This is a genomic window from Mesorhizobium sp. B2-4-1, from assembly GCF_006442185.1.
In the GTDB taxonomy this organism is placed as follows: domain Bacteria; phylum Pseudomonadota; class Alphaproteobacteria; order Rhizobiales; family Rhizobiaceae; genus Mesorhizobium.
In genome coordinates, this window is record NZ_VFVN01000006.1 from 134,635 (window position 1) to 155,336 (window position 20,702).

Consider the following 20,702-nt stretch of genomic DNA (forward strand, 5'->3'; position numbering starts at 1 on the left):
AGAAGTCAATTTTGCCCTTGCCAAGGCGACATTTGATCAAATATTGAGATTTGAAGAGATTGCCACGCTCGCGACGGTTTGGAAACGCCAATGCCACTGCCTGCCTCCGGTGCCGACAAAATCGACGGCCTGCCGCCATTCAGTGGCTACAGGCGGGTCGATGGCCGCGCCGGAATCCGCAATTATGTGCTGATCCTGTGCATCAATGGTTTGGCGCTGCGTGTCAGCGAGCGAATTGCGGCGGGTCTCGAAGGCGCGCTTCTGGCCGCGACGAGCGCGGGCAGGGGGCACATCGAGCCGGACCTCGGCCTGCACCTTGATCAACTTGTCGGTCTCGGCCGCAATCCGAACGCCGCCGCCGTTCTGGTGGTCGGAGTGGATTCGGCGACGACCGAGATGGTCGCGGCCCGCATTTCGGCTTGCGGCAAGCCGGTCGCCAGCGTTTCCTTCGCCGAGCAGCATGAGGACATGCTGTCGGTCATGGGCGAGGGCATCAGGCGCGGCGCGGCGTTGCTGCGCGAGGCTTCGCGGATCCGGCGCGAGAACTTGCCCGGCGCGCAGCTGGTGGTCGGCATCGAATGCGGCCATTCCGACGCGACGTCGGGTCTGGTCAGCAATCCGGTCGTGGGGGCCGCGGTCGATCTTCTGGTTTCGCATGGCGGTACCGTCATTGTCGGTGAGACCGTCGAGTGGCTGGGGGCAGAACATATACTCGCGGCGCGCGCTCGCGATGCAACGGTGGCACGACAGATCCTGCAGGCCGTGGAGCGCAAGGAACGCTTCGCCGCCGCTTCCGGCCACAGCCTGACCGGCAACAATCCGGGCGAGGAGAATATACGCGGCGGGTTGAGCACGATCGAGGAGAAGTCCCTCGGTGCCCTGGCCAAGACGGGAACTTGCCGCATCGACGGCGTGCTCGGCATGGCCGAGCCGGTCACCGCCGGCGGCCTTTACCTCATGGACGGCCCGTCCTTCTCGCCGGAATCGATGACAGGCTTCGCCGCGGCCGGTGCCCAGATCATGCTGTTCACAACCGGGCCAGGCAACAGCACCGCGAGCGCGCTCGCGCCGACGATCAAGATCACGGCGCGGCGCGAGACGGCTCGCCGGCTGCCTGAGCAGATCGATTTCGACGCCAGCCCGGTTTCGGAGGGGATCGAAACCGTCGCCGAAGCGGCGAACCGGCTGCTGGCGACCATCCTCGATGTCGCCGGCGGCACCCTCACCTTCGGCGAGATTTTGGGGGAAGGGCTCGAAGTTCCGACCCGCGTGCGGGGCTCGTTGTGACGGCTATCTCCTCGAACGATGCCGGCCAAAGGACAATGCGCTTTGCGCGCCTGACCAGCCTGTTCGTGTATTTGCGCACGATGGGCCTGTTCGTCCTTGCCTGGTATGTCGGCTCGTTCTTCGTGCCTTCGAAGCTGCTCTTGCCGTCGCCGGTCGCGGTTGCGCTTGCGCTGCGCGATACGGCCCTCAACGGCGAACTGCTCGGCAATGCAGGGATCAGTCTGGCCCGTCTGCTGGTAAGCGTCGCGGCTGCCGCGGCGGTGGCGGTGCCGCTCGGGCTGCTGATGGGCCGCAGCCGGCTCTGGAACGATCTGCTCGAACTGCCGGTGGAGATCCTGCGGCCGATAGCCGGCATCGCATGGATACCGCTTGCGCTATACATGTTCGGCATCGGCCATCGGCTGCCGCTGTTCATCATGTTCTATACCGCCTTCTTCCCGCTGCTGATCGGCACCGCCGCGGGCGCCGCCGCCGTCGACAGGCGGCTCGTCGCGGCGGCCAGCACGATGGGCCTGTCTGGGCGGGCGATCATGCGGCGCGTCATCGTTCCGGCGGCGCTGCCGGCGATCCTGGTCTCGGCACGGCTTGCGGTGGCGGCCTCGTGGACCGCCGTCGTCGCTGCCGAACTGGTAGGAGCGCCGAACGGCCTCGGCTACGCCATCGAATACTACCGCAGCATGCTGTCGACGCCGACGGTGATGGCTTTCATCGTCGCCATCGGCCTGCTCGGCTTCCTGACGGACAAGGGGTTGCGCTGGCTCTCTGATGTCTTGACTCCGTGGGCGCGGACGGAGGTGGCGCGATGAACAGGTTTGCGCTTCGCCTCATCGTTCCCGTGCTGCTGCTGGTCGTCTGGGAAGCTCTCGCGTCCGGCTCCGCCCAGGCGCCACGCCCCAGCACGGTGGCCGAAACGGCCATTTCCATGCTGCGCGACGGCGATCTGGCGGCCGGTCTCGCCACCAGCCTCGGACGGGTCTTCGCCGGCTTCGCGGCGGCGGCCCTGTTGGCGATCCCGCTTGGCATCGCCATGGGCAGCATGCCGGCCGTCGAGCGCAATCTCGATCCGCTGGTCGAGACCTTCCGGCCGATAGCGGCACTTGCCATCCTGCCCCTGGTTATCCTCTGGTTGGGCTCGGGCTCCGGGGCAGCTGTCGCCATCGTTGCCTATGCCGCCTTCTTCCCGATCCTGATCAACACCATCTCGGGCGTGAAGCGTATCGAGCCCAGTCTGATGCGCGCCGCGCTGACCATGGGGCTGGCGCCGCTGACGCGGATGCGGATGGTGCTGCTGCCGGCCGCCTTGCCATCCATTCTGGTCGGCATGCGCATCGGCCTCGGCATCGCCTGGACGGCGATCATTGCCGCCGAGCTCGCGGTCGGCGCCAAGTCCGGCAGCAGCGGCGGCATCGGCCAGATGATGTTCGTCTTCTACGCCTACTCGATCAACCTCAACGGCATGGTGGTCTGCATGATCGCGGTCGGCATCGTGGCCTTCGCGCTCGACCGCATCCTGCGTGCCGCACTCGCCTTCGCCGTGCCGTGGAGCCAGCCATGAGCGATGCCAAGATCCGCCTCGACGGCGTCAGCAAATGCTTCGGGGAATCTGCGTCCGTGGTGGCGGTCGACAGCCTGTCGCTGGACATCAAGGCCGGCGAGTTCATGGCTATCGTCGGCCCGTCCGGATGCGGCAAGACGACCGTTCTCAACATGCTCGCCGGCCTCGACAGGCCGACGTCGGGTACGATGAGCCTGAACGGCAGGCCGATCGAAGGACCGGGGGCCGAACGCGGCGTGATGTTCCAGGACTATGCCCTGTTTCCCTGGCGCACCGTGCGCGGCAATGTCGAGTTCGGATTGATCTATGGGCCGGCCGGGCGAGGGCTTTCGCCCGCGCAGCGCGCCGACCGCGTCAACCGCACCGTCGAAATGGTCGGCCTGACCGGCTCCGAGGACAAGTACCCGCACCAGCTATCGGGCGGCATGCGCCAGCGCGTGGCACTGGCGCGCCTGATGGCGAACGAGCCGGAAATCCTGCTGATGGACGAGCCGCTAGCGGCGCTGGACGCGCAGACCCGCGTCATCCTGCAAGACGAATTGCTGCGCATCTGGGGGCAGGACCGCCCCGCTGCCGAGCGGCGGACGGTCGTCTTCATCACGCACGCCATAGACGAGGCGGTGTTCCTGGCCGACCGGGTCGCGGTGCTAAGCAGCCATCCGGGCCGCCTGAAGCAGGTCATCGACATCGACCTGCCCAGGCCACGCGGCGACGAGACGCGGCGCTCCGGCGATTTCGCCAGGCTCAGCCAATCGATCTGGGAACTGATCCGCGAAGAGGCTTACCGCGCAACGATGAACTGAAACGACAACAGGGAGAGGATTGTCATGAGGAAACTTCTGGAAACCGCATTCAACCGACGCGCAGTCCTGAGTGGTGCCGCGGCTGCCGCGCTGGCCATGCCATCGATCGTGCGGGCGCAGGACCGCAAGCCGGCCAAGGTCTCAATCGGCCGCCAGCCCTACGCGGCTGGCAACTCGCCGCTGACGCAACGCATGATCAACGAAAAGCTGCTCGAGAAGGCGGCCGCCGAACTCGGCTACGACCTGACAGTCGACTGGCGCGACTATCCTTCCGCGCTGCCGATGGTGGAGGCTTTCGTCTCCGGCGATCTCGACATCGGCATGTGGGGCAACACCCCGATCGTGCGGCTGCTTTCGCAGGCGCAGCCGATCAACATTCTCACCGTCGGTGAGGGCCACATGCGCATGGTGCTGGCGACCCGCAAGGGCTCCGCCATCAAGAACATCGGCGACCTCAAGGGCAAGACCGTCGGCGCGCTTGTCGGCGGCGACCCCTACAACGCGCTCTCGCAAATGCTGCTGCAGGAACTGGGCGACGCCGACCCGCGCGCCTTCGGCATCAACATCGTCAACACGCCGACCCAGGCCGTTGCCGCGTCCCTCCCGGAGGGCATGGACGCGTCGGTGGTGATCTACCCGGCCTTCCTCAAGGCGAATGCCGAAACCGGCCTCACCGGGATCATGAATTCGTTCGGCTATACCGAGGCCGGCTACAGCGGACCCGCGGGCGAGGGCGAAGGCCACATGCTGCCCGGCGTCAAGAAGTCGAAATTCTACCCCGACGGCTACTATTTGCACCGTTCCTTCTGGATCTGCAGCGACCGCATCGTCGGCGACGATGCCGCGCTCGGCCAGGCCTTCCTGACGGCCGCGCAACGCGCGCTTGCCGATCTCCAGAAGATCGACCCGCGGGAGATCTCGCAGTCGGTTGTCAAATATTGGGGGCTCGATCCTGCGCTGGGCGCCAAGGTCATCGGCGACGAGGTGCTTTTCCAGCGCGGCTGGATCTGGCCGACCGAAGGCGATGCGGCGGCAATCAGCCAAATCTCCCAGTTCATGGTTGCCGGCAAGATGATTCCTGAGGCGCTGAGCTGGGACCAGGTCAAGGCCGCCTTCGGCAAGGCGGCGCCGCTGCTTCAGAAAGCGTATGAGGGCACGGGCAAGGTGCCGGACGAAAGCGGCTTCACCGACAAGAATGCCAAGGATCTGCGTGGCCTGCCGGCATGGCAGCTCGACCAGTGGAAAGTGCCGTCCTGAGGAGTTCGGGCGGCACGCGCATTCGCAGCAGAGTCATTCAGGGAAGGAAGTTGATCCATGACGTCAGTCGGTTTTGTCGGACTTGGAACCATGGGCGCACCCATGGCCCGCAACGTGCTCAAGGCGGGACACGCGCTGACGGTCTTCGACCTCAATCCCGTGGCGGTGAAAAAACTCGTCGAGGCCGGCGCTCGGGCGGCGGCGTCGCCGCGCGAGGTTGCACAGCAATCGGAAATCGTCATCACCATGCTGCCGGATGCGCCTGATGTGGAGGCCGCCGTGCTCGGTGCCGACGGCATCGGTCATGGCCTCAGGGCCGGCAGCCTCTATATCGACATGAGCACGATCGACCCGCAGACCACCCAGCGTATCGGCGCATGGCTGGCGCAACGCGGCGTCGACATGATCGACAGCCCTGTTGGCAAGACGGTGGAGCACGCCATCGCCGGAACCTCGACGCTGATGATCGGCGGCGATGCCGCCGTGCTGGAGCGCGCGCGCCCGATCCTGTCGAGCATGGGGGCCGACCTCATCCATTGCGGCGGGCTCGGCATGGGGCAGGCAATGAAGCTCACCAACAACCTGCTGGCCAGCGTGCTGATAACGGCCAGCTCCGAGGCGCTGGTCGCCGGCGCCAAGGCGGGCCTGACGCTCGACACCATGATCAACGTGCTGAAGACGACGATGGCCTGGAACCAGCAATTGGCGGTGGCGATGCACAATCGCGCGCTCAAGGGCGACTTCGAGCCAGGCTTCATGGTCAAGCTTGCCCACAAGGATTGCCGGCTTGCCCTGGCGATGAACGACGCGCTCGGCGTCGAGACGCCGGTCGGGGGCGCCACGCTCGCCGTGCTCAGGGAGGCGATGGATGCTGGCATGGCGGGCAAGGATGTCGGCGCCGTGCTGAAGCTGCGCGAAGACGCGACCGGCGTCCAGGTCCGGCTTGCCGGCGCATGACCAAGCCTGGAGCCATAGTGCTGCACGCTGACGACGACGTGGCTGTCCTCGTGGAACCGGTCGAGGCAGGCGCCGAAGTGACGACGCGAGGCGCCCGCGAGGGGGTTGTCCTCAAGGCCGGCGCCGCGTTGCAAGCCGGTCATAAGCTGGCGTTGCACGACCTGGCCGCCGGCTCCACCATACGCAAATACGGCGAGGCGATCGGCCGCCTGACGGCTGCCGTGGCGGCCGGCGATCACGTCCACGTGCACAATCTGCAAAGCCTGCGCGGACGCTGACGCCGGGTCAGCACCCGAACAGGCCAGACCTTATCGATCGACCATGGCCACGCCGTCCTCGCGGTTGCCTCCCGGGCGGTTCACTGCCACATATCGCAACATCATTCGTTCGATATGAGGCCCTCCATGTCCCCCGACAGCCGTCTGCCGGCACGTGCCCTTGCTCCCCGCCGTCATGACGAGATCCTGAGGCGCCTGGGTGTCCAGGGCTCGGTCAGCGTCGCCGAACTGGCCGGCTTTTTCGACGTCTCGCGAGAGACCATCCGCCGCGACCTGAAGCTGCTTTCTGACCAGGGACGGCTCGGCATCGTGCATGGCGGCGCCGCTCGCTTCGAGCCGAGCGAGCCGGCAATGGGCCTGCGCAGCCGGGAGAATGCGCGTGGCAAGGCGGCCATCGGCAGGGCGGCGGCCGGCCTCGTTAGCAGCGGTATGGTGGTCTTCCTCGATTCCGGCACCACCACCTTGGCCGTCGCGCAGGCCATGAATGATCTGCGCGATCTCACCATATGCACGGCCAGCCTGAAGATTGCACTGCATCTGTGCCATGTGCCCGGCATGCGTGTGCACATACTGGGCGGTGAAGTCGACCCGGGCGAGGAGGCCGCTTCCAGCATCGATGCGCTGGATGCAATGGCGCGCTTTCGCGTCGACATCGCCTTTCTCGGCGGCGGCGCGCTATCGCCGGATGGCGAAGTGACCGATTTCACCAGGGCCGGCGCCGAGCAGCGCGGCCGCATGATCGCGCTCGCCGGCAAGGCCTATTTCGTCCTCGACAGCAGCAAGTTCGGCAAGCTGACGCCGCTGAGGATTCCGAACTTCGACCGCACCGCCGGCGTTATCGTCGACGCCCGGCCGCAACCTGCGCTTGCCGACGCGCTTTTACAAAAAGGGCCGGAACTGATCATCGCATCTTGATGTGATATTTTGTGGCTTTTTGACTTGATATTTGACTTTCCTGTGTTAGCTTGCCGACCATCCCTCAAGATGGCGGAACCCTCATGGCACATGAATTTCCAACGCACGCACGCGTCGTGATCGTCGGCGGCGGCATCATCGGCTGCTCCGTCGCCTATCACCTGACGAAGCTCGGCTGGGCCGACGTCGTCCTTCTCGAGCAGGGTCAGCTCAGCGGCGGCACCACCTGGCATGCGGCGGGTCTGGTCGGGCAATTGCGCAGCCATTCCAACATGACCAGCCTGATCAGGTACTCCACTCAGCTCTATGGCGAACTGGTGGCCGAGACCGGTCTCGCGACCGGCTGGAAGAATTGCGGCTCGCTGTCGGTGGCGCGCACCGCCGACCGCATGACGGTGCTGAAGCGTACGGCTGCGTCGGCGCGCGCCCAAGGCGTTGAGATCGACGTCATCTCGCCGAGCGAAGCCGGCGATCTGTGGCCGGTCATGGCGACGGACGATCTGGTCGGCGCGGTCTGGCTGCCTGGCGACGGCAAGGCCAATCCGACCGATCTCACGCAATCGCTCGCCAAGGGCGCGCGCAATCGCGGCGCGAGGATATTCGAGCGCGTCAAGGTCACCGGCATCACGGTGAGAAACGGCGTCGCCTGCGGTGTCGAGACCGACCGTGGCGACATCGTCGCCGAGATCGTCGTCAACTGCGCCGGCCAGTGGGCGCGTAAGGTCGGGCTGATGTGCGGCGTCTCGGTGCCGCTGCATTCGGCCGAGCACATGTACATCGTCACGGGCCGGATCGAGGGTGTGCATCCGGACCTGCCCGTCATGCGCGATCCGGACGGCTTCATCTATTTCAAGGAAGAGGTCGGCGGGCTGGTCATGGGCGGCTTCGAACCGCATGCCAAGCCGTGGGGCATGAACGGCATCCCCGAGAATTTCGAGTTCGCGCTGCTGCCGGACGATTGGGATCAGTTCGAGATTCTGATGGAAAACGCGCTGGTGCGCGTGCCGCAACTGGCGCAAGCCGAGGTCAAGAAGTTCTACAACGGTCCCGAAAGCTTTACGCCCGACAACAATTTTCTCCTCGGCGAGGCGCCGGAGCTGAAGAATTTCTATGTTGGCGCCGGCTTTAACTCGATGGGCATCGCCAGCGCCGGCGGTGCCGGCAAGGCGCTGGCCGAGTGGATCGTCAACGGCGCGCCGACCATGGATTTGTGGCCTGTCGATATCAGGCGCTTCGCCGCCTTCAACAACAATCCGCGCTGGCTGCATGATCGCGTCAAGGAGACGCTCGGTTTGCATTACGCCATGCCGTGGCCGAACCGCGAGCTGGACACCGCCCGACCCTTCCGCCGCTCGCCGCTCTACGACCGGCTGGCCGCCAGGGGCGCCTGCTTCGGTTCCAAGATGGGCTGGGAGCGCGCCAACTGGTTCGCGGCCCCGGGAGAGAGGGCCGGGAACGATTATGCCTTCGGCCGCCAGAACTGGCATGAGGCAGTCAAGCGCGAAATGAAGGCGACGCGCGAGGCTGTTGCCGTATTCGACCAGACCTCTTTCGCCAAGCTTCTCGTGCAGGGCCGCGACGCCTGTGCCCTGCTCAACCGCATCTGCGCCGGCAATGTCGATGTACCGGTCGGTACATCCGTTTACACGGGCGTGCTCAACGCGCGCGGCGGGTACGAAAGCGATCTCACCGTAATGCGACTTGGTGCGCAAAAATTCCTCATCGTCACCGGTTCGGCGCAAGCGGTCCACGACGCCGACTGGATCGCCAGGAACATCCCACCGGACGCACATGCCATCGTGACCGACGTCACCTCGTCCTACGCGGTGCTGGCGCTGATGGGGCCGCGCTCGCGCGATCTCCTGGGCAAATTGTCGTCGGCCGATCTTTCCAACGCCGGCTTCCCCTTCGCCACCATCCGCGAGATCGATATCGGCTACGCTACCGCCTACGCCAACCGCATGACCTATGTCGGCGAGCTCGGCTGGGAGCTGATCGTGCCGACGGAATTCGCCGTCGGCGTCTACGAGGCGCTGCACGAGGCTGGCGGCGAATTCGGCCTCCTGGACGCCGGCTACTACGCGCTTGATGCCTTGCGCATCGAAAAGGGTTTTCGCGCCTGGGGCCGTGAGTTGACGCCTGACATTACCCCCTGGCAGGCGGGGCTTGGCTTCGCCGTCGCCATGGACAAACCGGGTGGCTTCATCGGCCGTGACGCGCTGGTCGAGGCCAAGCCGTCGACGGCGCCGGCAAAACGCATCGTACTGTTCACGCTCGACCATGCCGAGCCGATGCTGTGGGGCGGCGAGCTGATCCTGCGCGACGGCAAGCCCGTCGGCGAGGTCCGCTCGGCCGCCTACGGTCACACGCTTGGCCGCTCGGTGGCGCTCGGGCTGATCGAGAACGAGACGGGCGTCGACGCTGCGTTTCTGGCTAGCGGCCGTTTCGAGATCGATCTTGCCGGCGTTCGCCACGCGGCCAAGGCACATTTGCGCACCCCTTACGATCCGAAGTCGGAACGGGTGAAAGCGGATGTGGAGGAGATCAGGGCCGCCGCCTAATCCGCCGACATCGAACGCGCCATGTCGAGGAAGGCGCGCACCAGCTTGCCGCCGCTGCGTTCGCGCAGGCAGATCAGTGCTTCGTCCATCAACGTCTCAGGCGCGTCGAGCGCGATCGCTACCAGCCGCGAATCCTGGCCGAATTCGGCCGCCGAGACAAAGCCGATGCCGGCACCCGAGGCGACGATCTCGCGGACGGCTTCACGGCCTTCGGCCTCGATCACCGGCCTGAGTTCGACCTTCGATGCCGCGGCCAGATCCTCGAGCTTCTGGCGCGTCTTGGAGCCGCGCTCCCGCATGACCAGCGATTCCTGCGCGAGTTGCTTGAGGCTCAATGATTTCTTGCCCGACAGCGGATGATCGACGGACGCAAAAGCGATGATCGGCGTCGAATTGAGTTTCAGCACCTCGAAGTCGCGTCCGGTCGGCACCTCGCCCAGCACGCCGATGTCGGCATCATAGCTGTAGAGGCTGCTGATTACCGTCTCGGTGTTGCCGGCGCGCAGCGAAACCTGGACGCCGGGATAGCGCGCGCGAAAACTGCCGAGGATGTGAAGCAGATGATGCGCGGCGTCGGCGACGATGCGCAGCGTGCCGGAGCGCAGGGCGCGCGATTCCGTCAGAAGCTCGAGCGCCTGCTGCTCGGTATCGAACATGCGGTGGGTTATTTCGAGCAGCTTCTGGCCCGAATGGGTCAGCGTGACCTGCTTCTTGTTCCGGTTGAACAGCAGCACGTCATATTCTTCCTCGAGCTTGCGCACCTGGTCCGAAATTGCCGGCTGCGTCAGGAACAGCGCTTCCGCGGCACGTGAAAACCCGCCTGATATCGCCACCTGGTGAAAGGCTCGCAATTGAACGTAGCGCATGTTCTCACCTTTCTAGATCCGAGTTCCGGCTGCCAACCTATCATAAGCCTCGCAGGCAAAAAGGCATGAAGGAACGATTCTTCTTATATCTGGGGATGATCGCCCACGGTCACGCACGCGTCATGGATACCACGCAGGCTGCGCTCGGCTGGAGGCGCGATTATCCCGCCGGGCAATAATTCGACTGCAAGCCAGATCATCGGGTGAGCTTATACATCAATACAAAATAACGATTTTACAAATACGTCGTTCCAGCCAAGAATGGCCCCACGTAAAAAGCAGCGGAGGACACTATGCTCGCCGAGACGAAATTTGCCGCGGAGCCGTTGGCCGGTCCGGCGCTGGGCGAGCCATACCTGCTGACGCCCGGGCCGCTCACCACCTCCTATCCGGTCAAGCAGGCGATGCTGCGCGACTGGGGATCCTGGGACGGCGATTTCCGCGCCATGACGTCAGACATGCGCCGCCGCCTGCTGGCGCTGACCGGCGATGCAAAAGGCGAATTCGACTGTGTGCCGATGCAAGGCAGCGGCTCCTTCTGCGTCGAGGCGATGCTGGGTTCGTTCGTGCCGAAGGACGGCAAGGTTCTGGTCCTGGCCAATGGCGCCTACGGCCTGCGCGCGGCCCAGACCATGCAGTATCTCGGCCGCGCCTATACGCTGATCGACAAGGGCGACTACCTGCCGCCGCGCGGCGACGAGGTGGCCGCCGCCCTCGAGGCCGATCCTGCCATCACGCATGTGATCGCCATCCATTGCGAGACCAGTTCCGGCATCCTCAACCCCGTCGCCGAGATTGCCGAAGCCGTCCATGCCAAGGGCCGCAAGCTGCTGGTCGATTCCATGAGCGCCTTCGGCGCCATCGCGCTCGACGTGAACGAGATCCGCTACGAGGCGATGGTCTCGTCCGCCAACAAGTGCATCGAGGGCGTGCCGGGCTTCGGCTTCATCATCGCCCGCAAGAGCGAATTGGAAGCCGCCAAGGGCCGCAGCCATTCGCTGTCGCTCGACGTCCATGCGCAGTGGGCGCATATGAACAAGACCGGGCAGTGGCGCTACACTCCGCCGACCCATGTCGTCGCCGCCTTCCTTGAAGCGCTTCGCCAGCACGAGGCCGAGGGCGGCGTTGCCGGCCGCGGCGCCCGCTACACCAGGAACCGCGACGTGATGGTGGCCGGCATGCGCGAGCTCGGCTTCGAGACTTTGCTCAGGGATCGCTGGCTGTCGCCGATCATCGTCACCTTCTTCAACCCGGCCCACGCCAACTTCGCCTTCGACCGCTTCTACGAGCTGATGAAGGACAAGGGCTTCATCATCTATCCGGGCAAGCTGACCGTCGTCGATAGCTTCCGTATCGGCTGCATCGGCCAGATGGACGAACATGTCATGCGCCGCGTCGTAGAGGCGGCGGCGCAGTCGCTGAAGGAGATGGACGTCGACACCGCCGCTCCTCCCGCCGCGGCAATCGCCGAGCGCGCCAAACTCGCCGCCTGAAGCGGCAGAATTTTTGAGGATTTCGATGAACCAGATGTCTCCCATCAACGTCGCGGTCAACGGCCGCACCTACGCCTGGCCACGTGTGCCGGCCATCGCCATCTGCCTCGACGGCTGCGAGCCGGCCTATCTCGACGAAGCCATCAAGGCCGGGCTGATGCCGGCGCTGGTCAGGATCAAGCAGAAAGGCACGGTGCGTTTTGCGCATTCTGTCATTCCGAGCTTCACCAACCCCAACAATCTGTCGATAGCCACAGGCCGCCCGCCCTCGGTGCACGGCATTTGCGGCAACTACCTCTACGAGCGCGAAACCGGCAAGGAAGTGATGATGAACGACCCGCGCTTCCTGCGCGCGCCCACCATCTTCCAGGCCTTCTACGATGCCGGCGCCAAGGTCGCGGTGGTCACCGCCAAGGACAAATTGCGTGCGCTGCTCGGCAAGGGCCTCGCCTTCGACGACGGCCGCGCGCTGTGCTTCTCGGCCGAAAAATCCGACACCACCACCAAGGCCGAGCACGGCATCAACAATGCCTCGAAGCATTTTGGACTGCCGGTACCGGAAGTCTATTCGGCCGAACTGTCGGAATTCGTCTTCGCCGCCGGCGTCCAGCTGCTGAAGGAATTCAGCCCCGACATCATGTATCTGACCACCACCGACTATGTGCAGCACAAATACGCGCCCGGCGTGCCCCAGGCCAACGCCTTCTACGAGATGTTCGACAAGTACCTGGCCGAGCTTGATGCGCTGGGCGCGGCAATCGTGGTGACCGCCGACCATGGCATGAAGCCCAAGCACAAGCAGGATGGTTCGCCTGACGTCGTCTATGTCCAGGACCTGCTCGACGAATGGCTGGGCAAGGATGCCGCGCGCGTCATTCTGCCGATCACAGATCCCTATGTCGTGCATCACGGCGCGCTCGGCTCGTTCGCCACCGCCTACCTTCCTGACGGCGCCGATCAGGCCGACATCATGGCGCGGCTGGCGAAGATCGACGGCATCATGCTGGTTGTCGACAGCCCGACCGCCTGCGAGCGTTTCGAACTGCCGGCCGACCGCATCGGCGACATCGTGCTGATCTCGACGCAGAACAAGACGATCGGCACCTCGGAACACCGCCACGACCTGGCAGCCCTCAACGAGCCGCTGCGCTCGCATGGCGGGCTGACCGAGCAGGAGGTGCCGTTCATCGTCAACCGCGTGCTGGCCGATTTGCCTGATGAGCCCGTGCTGAGGAACTTCGACGCGTTCTACTACGCGACGATGGCGGCCGCGCTCGCGTGACGGATGGGTCGGGTGCCGGTGTCGCCTCCAAGATGGCGCTGGTCGACCCCACTCCGCCTCGCTCCGCTCGGCACCTCTCCCCGATCGACGGGGGAGAGGAAAGGCGCCAAGCCTGGGGCGCTGACCTCACCTGATTTCCTCTCCCCCGTCGATCGGGGGAGAGGTGGCCCGAAGGGCCGGAGTGGGGGTCGACCCTCGCCGCGACGTACCCAAGAATCTGCTGGAGCAGAGCACATGACCCAACTCGACCCTGCCATCAAAGTTCGCCACGAGCCGATGCGCATCGCCGGCAAGAAGGTTGATGCCGACGACGTTGTCGAGGTGCGCTATCCCTGGAACGACACCGTTATCGGCACCGTGCCTGCCGGCCGCGCCGAGCATGCCCGCCAGGCCTTCGAGATCGCCGCCGGCTACAGGTCGAAGCTGACGCGCTACGAGCGCCAGCAGATCCTGTTCCGCACGGCGGAAAAACTCGCGTCGCGCCGGGAAGAAATCTCTGATCTCATCACGCTCGAGCTCGGCATCTCCAAGACGGATTCGCTCTATGAGGTCGGCCGCGCCTATGACGTGTTCACATTGTCGGCGCAGATGTGCATCCAGGATGACGGCCAGATCTTCTCCTGCGATCTCACCCCGCACGGCAAAGCGCGCAAGATCTTCACCACGCGCGAGCCGCTGAAGGCGATCTCGGCGATCACCCCGTTCAACCATCCGCTCAACATGGTCTCGCACAAGGTGGCGCCGGCGATCGCCACCAACAATTGCGTGGTGGTCAAACCGACCGAACTGACGCCGATGACGGCGCTGCTTTTGGCCGACATCCTCTACGAAGCCGGCCTGCCGCCGGAAATGCTGTCGGTGGTGACCGGCTGGCCGGCCGACATCGGCAACGAGATGATCACCAACGACAACATCGACCTGATCACCTTCACCGGCGGCGTGCCGGTCGGCAAGATGATCGCCCGCACAGCCGGCTACAAGCGCCAGGTGCTGGAGCTCGGCGGCAACGATCCGCTGATCGTCCTCAACGATCTCTCGGACGACGATCTGGCCAGGGCCGCGGATCTCGCCGTCGCCGGCGCCACGAAGAACTCCGGCCAGCGCTGCACGGCGGTCAAGCGCATCCTTGTCCAGGAAAGCGTCGCCGACCGCTTCGTGCCGCTGGTGCTGGAGCGGGCCAGGAAGATCCGCTTCGGCGACCCCATGGACCGCACGACAGATCTTGGCACCGTCGTGCACGAGAAGGCGGCGGCACTCTTCGAAGCCCGGGTCCACATGGCCGCCGGGCAGGGCGCCGAAATCCTCTACAATCCGGGCCGGCAAGGCGCGCTGCTGCCGCCGATCGTCGTCGATCGCGTGCCGCACACATCCGAACTGGTGATGGAAGAGACCTTCGGCCCGATCATCCCGATCGTGCGCGCACCGGACGATGACGAGGCGCTGATCAGGCTCTCCAACTCGACCGCCTTCGGCCTGTCGTCGGGCGTCTGCACCAACTCGTTTCCGCGCATGCAGAAATACATCACCGGCCTTGAGGTCGGCACCGTCAACATCTGGGAAGTGCCGGGCTACCGCATCGAGATGTCGCCGTTCGGCGGCATCAAGGACAGTGGCAATGGCTACAAGGAAGGCGTCATCGAGGCAATGAAGAGCTATACCAATGTGAAGACGTTTTCGCTGCCCTGGTCCTGACCGGACGGCTCGGCTGACAGAACAACCGAGGGAGCGTTCCACGCTCCCTCATTCGCGTTTCGGAGATGGTTATGGCCGCGATCAAAGAGCTTGTGCATACCGAGGGCGATTCCAACACCACGGCGGCCCGCAGCCGCTGGGATTCCGGCCAGGACGATCCACGCATCCGCGGGCTGCTTGACCGCGACGCTTCGGCCTTCATGCACCAGAGCCTGTCCAGCCCTTGTCTTTCGACGATCGCCAAGGCCGAAGGCATCTGGATCGAGGACACCGCCGGCCGCCGTTTCATGGATTTCCACGGCAACAGCGTGCACCATCTCGGCTATGGCCATCCGAAGCTGGTCGCCGCGATCAAGAAACAGCTCGACGATCTCTGTTTTGCGCCGCGCCGCTTCACCTGCGAACCCGCTGTCGAACTGGCCGAGAAATTGGCCGAGTTGGCGCCCGGCGATCTCGGCAAGGTGCTGTTCACGACAGGCGGTTCCGACGCCATCGAGGTGGCGCTGAAGATCGCGCGCGCCGCGACCGGCCGCTTCAAGACGGTTTCGTTCTGGGATGCCTTTCATGGCGCTGGCTTCGGTGCCGCAAGCGTCGGCGGCGAAGCGACCTTCCGTTCCCATATCGCCGGGCCGATGATGACCGGCACCGAACATGTCGCGCCCTGGGACGGCTACCGCTGTCCTTACGGCCACGGCACCCTGGAAGCCTCCGGGCTCGCCTGCGCCAACATGATCGCCTATGTGCTCGGTCGCGAACAGGATGTGGCCGCGGTCGTCGCCGAGCCGATGCGGGCAACGCCCAACCCGCCGCCGCCCGGTTTCTGGAATCGGGTGCGCGAGGCCTGCGACCGGCACGGCACGCTGCTGATCTTCGACGAGATCCCGACCGGCCTTGGCAAGACCGGAAAATTCTTCGCCCATGAGCATGACGGCGTGACGCCGGACATCGTCGTTCTCGGCAAGTCGCTCGGCGGCGGCATCCTGCCGATCGCCGCTGTCATCGCCCGCCGCGATCTCGACGTCACCGGCGGTTTTGCCATCGGTCACTACACCCACGAGAAGAACCCGGTGACGACGCGCGCGGCGCTGACGACGATCGATATCATCCTGGAAGAAGGACTGGTCGAGCGTGCGGCCGAGCTTGGCCGGCATATGCTGGGACGCATGCAGGATCTGATGGGGCGTTCGCCCCATGTCGGCGATGTCAGGGGCAGGGGACTGATGGTCGGCGTCGAACTTGTCGAGGACCGTACCTCGCGCCAGCCCGCGCGCGATCTTGCCGAACGCGTCTTCTATGCCTGCCTCGAACGGGGGCTGAGCTTCAAGGTCAGCCACGGCAACGTGCTGACGCTGTCACCGCCGCTGGTGATTTCGAAAGCCGATCTCGACCGTGCGCTCGACATCGTCGAACGCGCCGTGCTGACGGCCTGACCGTGAAGGCCGTCCGCACCGACCGCGAGCTCGAATGTCCAGGCATCGATGCCGGCTTGCGGGCAAGGGGTGTCGAGCTGGTGACGCTGCCGGACGGCATTTCCGAGGCGGAGCTCAAAGCCGCGGTCGCCGACGCCGATCTGCTCTTGATGTGCTACACGCCAGTCACTGCGGAGGTGATCGACGCGGCGCCCAGGTTGAAGGGCATCGTCAAATATGGCGTCGGTATCGACGCCATCGATATCCCCGCTGCCATGCGGCGCGGTATCCCCGTTGTCAACGTGCCCGAATATGCCGAGGAAACCGTCGCCGAAGGTGCTTTCGCCATGATGGTCGCGCTGGCCAAGCGGCTGCCCGCCATCACCGCGGCGGTATCGCGCGATGGCTGGATCTGGCCCGAGCCGCGCTGGCTGGGACGCGACATTTCAGGCGCCACGCTTGGGATCGTCGGTTGTGGCAAAATTGGCCGCAGCATGGCGCGCATGGCCGGCCAGGGATTTCGTGCGCGGCTTCTTGGCTTCGATCCCGGTGTCGACGCCGAAACGATGCGCGCCGCCGGCATCGAAAAAGCCGACGACCTCCAGGCAATGCTTCGCGCCTGCGACTTCGTCTCAATCCATTGCGTGCTGAACGACAGCACGCGCGGCCTGATCGGCAAGGCTGAACTCGCCTGCCTCAAGCCTTCCGCCATCATCGTCAACGTCTCGCGCGGCGCGCTCATCGACGAGGCGGCCCTTGTCGAGGCGATCGTTTCCGAGCGCATCGGCGGCGCCGGGCTCGACGTCTATTCGGTCGAGCCGCTGGCCAAGTCGGGCCATCCGATGGGCGCGCTTTTCGGCCGCGACGACGTCATCCTGTTCCCGCACCTCACCTTCTTTACGCATCAGGCGATGCGCCGGCTCGAGGACGACACGCTCGCGCGCTGCTTTGAGATTCTCGACGGCCGGCCGGTGATCGTGCGCTCGTCCGACCCGCGGTTGCGGGCGCAGACTTCTGGCGTTTCATTCGTCTGATCATCACCTGCTCAAACGCTTCGACGGCCTGCCCTGAGCAGGCCGAAATATGTTCGCGACATGACTGCGACGGTTCCATGACAACTATCAGATGAAGTTTGCCTGTCATAAAATAAATAGATTTTACTTATCGATTCCCAATCCCCAGAGTTGTCCTAACGACGACGCTGCCGGTACTAATCGAAGCAGAAGCAGAAGCAGCCGGCGCCGTCGCCACAGTGCATCGCAGAATGTGCCATCAATCAAAAAGGGGAACTGGACATGAAATCACGCAACGCAACCACGGTCGCGGCTTTCGCCGCGTTGCTGGCGTCGGCTGCCCTCATCGGACCGGCGATGGCAGATGGCGTCGTCACCATCTACTCCGCCGATGGCCTGCATGACGGCAACGGCAGCTGGTTCGAAACCGAGTTCGCCGCCTTCACCAAGGCCACCGGCATAAAAGTGCAGTATATCGAGGCTGGTTCGGGCGGTGTCGTTGAGCGTGTCGCCAAGGAGAAGTCGAACCCGCAAGCGGACGTGCTGGTGACATTGCCGCCCTTCGTGCAGCGCGCCGCCGCCGGCGGCCTGCTGCAGGATTACAAGCCCGAAGGGGCGGACCAGATCGACGGCGGCACCGACAAATACCGGCCGCTGGTCAACAACTACATGAACTTCATCTACAACAGCGCCGTGCTTTCGGAAGCGCCGAAGAGCTACGACGATCTGCTGGACCCGAAATTCAAGGGCAAGATCCAATACTCGACGCCCGGCCAGGCCGGCGACGGCACCGCTGTCATGCTGCAGATCATCCATGCCTTCGGCGGCGAGGATGCAGGTTTCGAGTTCATGAGGAAATTGCAGGACAACAATGTCGGCCCCTCCGCTTCGACCGGCAAGCTGACGGCGCTGGTCAACAAGGGCGAGCTGCATGTCGCCAACGGCGATTTGCAGATGAACATGTCGCAAATGGCCGACAATCCCAACATCAAGGTGTTCTGGCCGGCGGGGCCTGACGGCGTGCGCTCCACCTTTGCGCTGCCCTATGAGATCGGCCTGGTAACCGGCGCGCCCAATGCCGACAACGGCAAGAAGCTGATCGACTTCCTGCTCTCAAAGGAAGCTCAGTCGAAGGTCAGTTCCGTGGCTCTTGGTCTGCCGGCCCGCAAGGATGTGACGCCGAACGACGCCAATTTCGCGAAGGCGCAAGAGGCGATGAAGGGCCTGACCATCTGGTCGCCGAACTGGGATGACGCTCTGGCCAAGCTGCCTGACTACGTCAAGCGGTGGAACGAAGCGACCGGAAGTTGATCCCTGCCAATCCGGAGGACCATGCCATGTCGGCCGCCGCTTTTACTGGGACCAGTGTCATGGACATCGACGCCGCGAAGGTTCGCGGCGCCGGCTCCAACGTCCATTTCGACAAGGTTGTTGTCGCCTATGGCGCTCACGTCGTCTTGCATCCGCTGACCCTGGATATTGCTCCCGGCGAGATCCTGGCGATGATCGGCCCATCCGGCTCCGGCAAGACCACCGCCTTGCGGGCGGTGGCCGGCTTCGTGCGGCCGAGAAGCGGACGAATCCGCATTGGCGCGACGGATGTGACCGATCTGCCGCCCTATGAGCGCGGGCTCGGCATGGTGGTTCAAAACTACGCGCTGTTTCCGCATATGCGGGTCGAGGACAACGTCGCCTTCGGCCTCAGGGCTCAGGGAGCCGACAAGGCGCTGATCGCCGAGCGGGTCAAGGATGCACTCGGTACCGTCGGCATGGCTGCCTATGCAGGACGCTATCCGCGCGAGCTTTCCGGCGGCCAGCAGCAGCGTGTCGCGATTGCGCGCGCTCTTGCCGTGCGGCCCCGCGTGCTGCTGCTTGACGAGCCGCTTTCGGCGCTGGACGCACAGATCCGCCGCAATATGGTCGAGGAGATCGCCAGGCTGCACCGCAGCCTGCCGGGCCTGACGATCCTCTATGTCACTCACGACCAGACAGAGGCGCTCACCCTCGCCGACAAGATCGCCATCATGCGCGACGGCTCGGTCTGTTCGCATGGACCGACGACCGAGCTCTACCGCCGCCCGCCCAACCGCTTCACCGCCGAGTTCCTCGGCCGCGCCAATCTACTGCCGGTCACCATTGCCGAGGCTGCCGGCTCCAAGGGTTTTGCCGCGGCAAGGCATGGCGACGCGGTGCTGATGGGCACCGGCCGTGACGAGAAGGCCGGCGACAAGAGCCTGCTTTGTATCAGGCCCCAGCACCTCAGCCTGACGGCCGATGGCGACCATACCAATCGCATTGTCGGCACGCTCCTGGAGGTGCACTGGCAAGGCGAACTCACCCATCTCGTGCTCGATGTCGACGGCACGACGGTGCGCGTCTCGGCGACGAGACTGCCGATGGCCCTGCCGGAACCCGGCGCCAAGGTGCCGCTGTTCTTCGCGCCCACCGACACCTCGCTCGTTCCGGAAGACGCCGGTGTCTGAGGCTGTCGCTATCGCCTCGCCAGCGGTCAGGAGAGAGCCTGGCAGATTCTGGATCGTGCCGCCGGCCGCACTCCTGGCCCTGCTGTTCTTCTATCCGCTGGCGCTCATCGCCCGGCAGGCCTTCCTGGACGACAGCGGCGTTGCCAATGTCGCCGAAGTGATCCGCGTCCTGCATTCGCGCTTCTTCCTCAACGCGCTGATCAACACGGTGACGATTTCGGTTACCGCGACTGCCGGGTGCCTGATCGTCGGTCTCGTGCTGGCACTGATCCTGGCCTTCGTTCCGTTCCCCGGCAGCGGCTTCATTGCCAGGCTGATCGACACCTTCATCGCATTGCCGACCTTCCTGGTGACGCTCGCCTTCACCTTTCTCTACGGCTCCGCAGGCATGCTCAACGCAGGGCTGATGGAGACCTTTTCACTGCCGTCGCCGCCCGTCGATTTCCTCTATTCGAGCTGGGGCGTGGTGCTGGCCGAGGTCACTGTCTACACGCCGTTCATCCTACGGCCGCTGCTTGCCGCCTTCTCGCTGGTGGACCGCGGCCAGATCGAAGCGGCAAGCGTGCTCGGCGCGCGGTCGTTCCGCATCGTGCGCCAAATCATCCTGCCGGCCGCCATTCCGGCACTCATTGCCGGCGGGAGCCTCTGCCTGCTGCTCACCGTCAACGAGTTCGGCATCGTGCTGTTCATCGGCGCCAAGGGGGTCATCACGCTGCCGCTGCTGATCTATGGCAAGGCGATCCAGGAATCGGCCTATCAGGTCGCCTGCATCATCGCCCTGATCAACATCGCGCTGTCGCTCGGCCTGTTCGGGCTCTATCGTTTCGCAGCCGGCCGGCTGGGGGTCTAGC

18 protein-coding genes are annotated in these 20,702 nt (G+C 64.7%); 17 read left to right on the forward strand and 1 reads right to left on the reverse strand.

Annotated elements, in window-relative coordinates:
• Positions 1–90 precede the first annotated feature (90 nt).
• From FJ949_RS17120 to FJ949_RS17160, 9 genes are all read left to right on the forward strand, one after another.
• Positions 91–1,287, forward strand: a complete 1,197-nt coding sequence (locus FJ949_RS17120; RefSeq protein ID WP_140497563.1) for a UxaA family hydrolase — start codon at positions 91–93, stop codon at positions 1,285–1,287.
• A 35-nt stretch (positions 1,288–1,322) separates the two neighbouring features.
• Complete coding sequence (locus tag FJ949_RS17125) at positions 1,323–2,093, forward strand: ABC transporter permease (RefSeq protein WP_140497565.1); 771 nt, start codon at positions 1,323–1,325, stop codon at positions 2,091–2,093.
• Complete coding sequence (locus FJ949_RS17130) at positions 2,090–2,842, forward strand: ABC transporter permease (protein ID WP_140497567.1); 753 nt, start codon at positions 2,090–2,092, stop codon at positions 2,840–2,842. The genes FJ949_RS17125 and FJ949_RS17130 overlap by 4 nt, the downstream gene beginning before the upstream one ends.
• Entirely contained in the window at positions 2,839–3,645 is an 807-nt protein-coding gene (locus FJ949_RS17135) for an ABC transporter ATP-binding protein (protein WP_140497569.1), read from the forward strand. The genes FJ949_RS17130 and FJ949_RS17135 overlap by 4 nt, the downstream gene beginning before the upstream one ends.
• A gap of 24 nt (positions 3,646–3,669) precedes the next feature.
• The gene (locus tag FJ949_RS17140) at positions 3,670–4,902 is read left to right on the forward strand and encodes a PhnD/SsuA/transferrin family substrate-binding protein (protein ID WP_140497572.1); all 1,233 of its coding nucleotides are present in this window, start codon (positions 3,670–3,672) and stop codon (positions 4,900–4,902) included.
• Positions 4,903–4,959: 57 nt separating this feature from the next.
• A complete protein-coding gene (locus FJ949_RS17145) occupies positions 4,960–5,859 on the forward strand; it encodes an NAD(P)-dependent oxidoreductase (RefSeq protein ID WP_140497574.1) in 900 nt (299 codons plus the stop codon).
• Positions 5,856–6,137, forward strand: coding sequence for a UxaA family hydrolase (locus FJ949_RS17150; RefSeq protein WP_140497576.1), 282 nt, complete (start codon positions 5,856–5,858; stop codon positions 6,135–6,137). The genes FJ949_RS17145 and FJ949_RS17150 overlap by 4 nt, the downstream gene beginning before the upstream one ends.
• 126 nt (positions 6,138–6,263) lie before the next feature.
• Positions 6,264–7,052 (forward strand): DeoR/GlpR family DNA-binding transcription regulator, encoded by a 789-nt coding sequence (locus FJ949_RS17155; protein WP_140497578.1) that lies wholly within the window; start codon positions 6,264–6,266, stop codon positions 7,050–7,052.
• 83 nt (positions 7,053–7,135) lie between these two features.
• Entirely contained in the window at positions 7,136–9,613 is a 2,478-nt protein-coding gene (locus tag FJ949_RS17160) for an FAD-dependent oxidoreductase (protein ID WP_140497580.1), read from the forward strand.
• Here the strand turns inward: FJ949_RS17160 and FJ949_RS17165 are convergent.
• Positions 9,610–10,479 (reverse strand): LysR substrate-binding domain-containing protein, encoded by an 870-nt coding sequence (locus FJ949_RS17165; RefSeq protein ID WP_140497582.1) that lies wholly within the window; start codon positions 10,477–10,479, stop codon positions 9,610–9,612. The genes FJ949_RS17160 and FJ949_RS17165 overlap by 4 nt on opposite strands.
• A gap of 293 nt (positions 10,480–10,772) precedes the next feature.
• Between FJ949_RS17165 and FJ949_RS17170 the strand changes: the two genes are divergently transcribed.
• From FJ949_RS17170 to FJ949_RS17205, 8 genes are all read left to right on the forward strand, one after another.
• A complete protein-coding gene (locus tag FJ949_RS17170) occupies positions 10,773–11,972 on the forward strand; it encodes a 2-aminoethylphosphonate--pyruvate transaminase (RefSeq protein ID WP_140497584.1) in 1,200 nt (399 codons plus the stop codon).
• Positions 11,973–11,997: 25 nt separating this feature from the next.
• Positions 11,998–13,254 (forward strand): phosphonoacetate hydrolase, encoded by a 1,257-nt coding sequence (gene phnA / locus FJ949_RS17175; protein WP_140497586.1) that lies wholly within the window; start codon positions 11,998–12,000, stop codon positions 13,252–13,254.
• Positions 13,255–13,488: 234 nt separating this feature from the next.
• Positions 13,489–14,946 carry a phosphonoacetaldehyde dehydrogenase gene (gene phnY, locus FJ949_RS17180; protein WP_140497587.1) on the forward strand — a complete coding sequence of 486 codons (1,458 nt, stop codon included), beginning with the start codon at positions 13,489–13,491 and terminating at the stop codon, positions 14,944–14,946.
• A 71-nt stretch (positions 14,947–15,017) separates the two neighbouring features.
• Positions 15,018–16,376: an aspartate aminotransferase family protein gene (locus FJ949_RS17185; protein WP_140497589.1), complete on the forward strand. Its 1,359-nt coding sequence runs from the start codon at positions 15,018–15,020 to the stop codon at positions 16,374–16,376.
• Between the two features lie 2 nt (positions 16,377–16,378).
• Positions 16,379–17,389: an NAD(P)-dependent oxidoreductase gene (locus FJ949_RS17190; protein WP_140497591.1), complete on the forward strand. Its 1,011-nt coding sequence runs from the start codon at positions 16,379–16,381 to the stop codon at positions 17,387–17,389.
• A 261-nt stretch (positions 17,390–17,650) separates the two neighbouring features.
• Positions 17,651–18,679 (forward strand): 2-aminoethylphosphonate ABC transporter substrate-binding protein, encoded by a 1,029-nt coding sequence (locus tag FJ949_RS17195; protein ID WP_140497593.1) that lies wholly within the window; start codon positions 17,651–17,653, stop codon positions 18,677–18,679.
• Between the two features lie 59 nt (positions 18,680–18,738).
• Positions 18,739–19,851 (forward strand): ATP-binding cassette domain-containing protein, encoded by a 1,113-nt coding sequence (locus FJ949_RS17200; protein WP_224646565.1) that lies wholly within the window; start codon positions 18,739–18,741, stop codon positions 19,849–19,851.
• Positions 19,844–20,701 (forward strand): 2-aminoethylphosphonate ABC transporter permease subunit, encoded by an 858-nt coding sequence (locus tag FJ949_RS17205; RefSeq protein WP_140497597.1) that lies wholly within the window; start codon positions 19,844–19,846, stop codon positions 20,699–20,701. Before FJ949_RS17200 ends, FJ949_RS17205 begins: the two co-directional genes overlap by 8 nt.
• Position 20,702 lies beyond the last annotated feature (1 nt).

Excerpts from the sequence above, each read along its gene's own strand:
- FJ949_RS17120 (WP_140497563.1), top strand. The coding sequence starts at position 91 with ATGCCACTGCCTGCCTCCGGTGCCGACAAAATCGACGGCCTGCCGCCA.
- FJ949_RS17125 (WP_140497565.1), top strand. The coding sequence starts at position 1,323 with ATGCGCTTTGCGCGCCTGACCAGCCTGTTCGTGTATTTGCGCACGATG.
- FJ949_RS17130 (WP_140497567.1), top strand. The coding sequence starts at position 2,090 with ATGAACAGGTTTGCGCTTCGCCTCATCGTTCCCGTGCTGCTGCTGGTC.
- FJ949_RS17135 (WP_140497569.1), top strand. The coding sequence starts at position 2,839 with ATGAGCGATGCCAAGATCCGCCTCGACGGCGTCAGCAAATGCTTCGGG.
- FJ949_RS17140 (WP_140497572.1), top strand. The coding sequence starts at position 3,670 with ATGAGGAAACTTCTGGAAACCGCATTCAACCGACGCGCAGTCCTGAGT.
- FJ949_RS17145 (WP_140497574.1), top strand. The coding sequence starts at position 4,960 with ATGACGTCAGTCGGTTTTGTCGGACTTGGAACCATGGGCGCACCCATG.
- FJ949_RS17150 (WP_140497576.1), top strand. The coding sequence starts at position 5,856 with ATGACCAAGCCTGGAGCCATAGTGCTGCACGCTGACGACGACGTGGCT.
- FJ949_RS17155 (WP_140497578.1), top strand. The coding sequence starts at position 6,264 with ATGTCCCCCGACAGCCGTCTGCCGGCACGTGCCCTTGCTCCCCGCCGT.
- FJ949_RS17160 (WP_140497580.1), top strand. The coding sequence starts at position 7,136 with ATGGCACATGAATTTCCAACGCACGCACGCGTCGTGATCGTCGGCGGC.
- FJ949_RS17165 (WP_140497582.1), bottom strand. The coding sequence starts at position 10,479 with ATGCGCTACGTTCAATTGCGAGCCTTTCACCAGGTGGCGATATCAGGC.
- FJ949_RS17170 (WP_140497584.1), top strand. The coding sequence starts at position 10,773 with ATGCTCGCCGAGACGAAATTTGCCGCGGAGCCGTTGGCCGGTCCGGCG.
- phnA (WP_140497586.1), top strand. The coding sequence starts at position 11,998 with ATGAACCAGATGTCTCCCATCAACGTCGCGGTCAACGGCCGCACCTAC.
- phnY (WP_140497587.1), top strand. The coding sequence starts at position 13,489 with ATGACCCAACTCGACCCTGCCATCAAAGTTCGCCACGAGCCGATGCGC.
- FJ949_RS17185 (WP_140497589.1), top strand. The coding sequence starts at position 15,018 with ATGGCCGCGATCAAAGAGCTTGTGCATACCGAGGGCGATTCCAACACC.
- FJ949_RS17195 (WP_140497593.1), top strand. The coding sequence starts at position 17,651 with ATGAAATCACGCAACGCAACCACGGTCGCGGCTTTCGCCGCGTTGCTG.
- FJ949_RS17200 (WP_224646565.1), top strand. The coding sequence starts at position 18,739 with ATGGACATCGACGCCGCGAAGGTTCGCGGCGCCGGCTCCAACGTCCAT.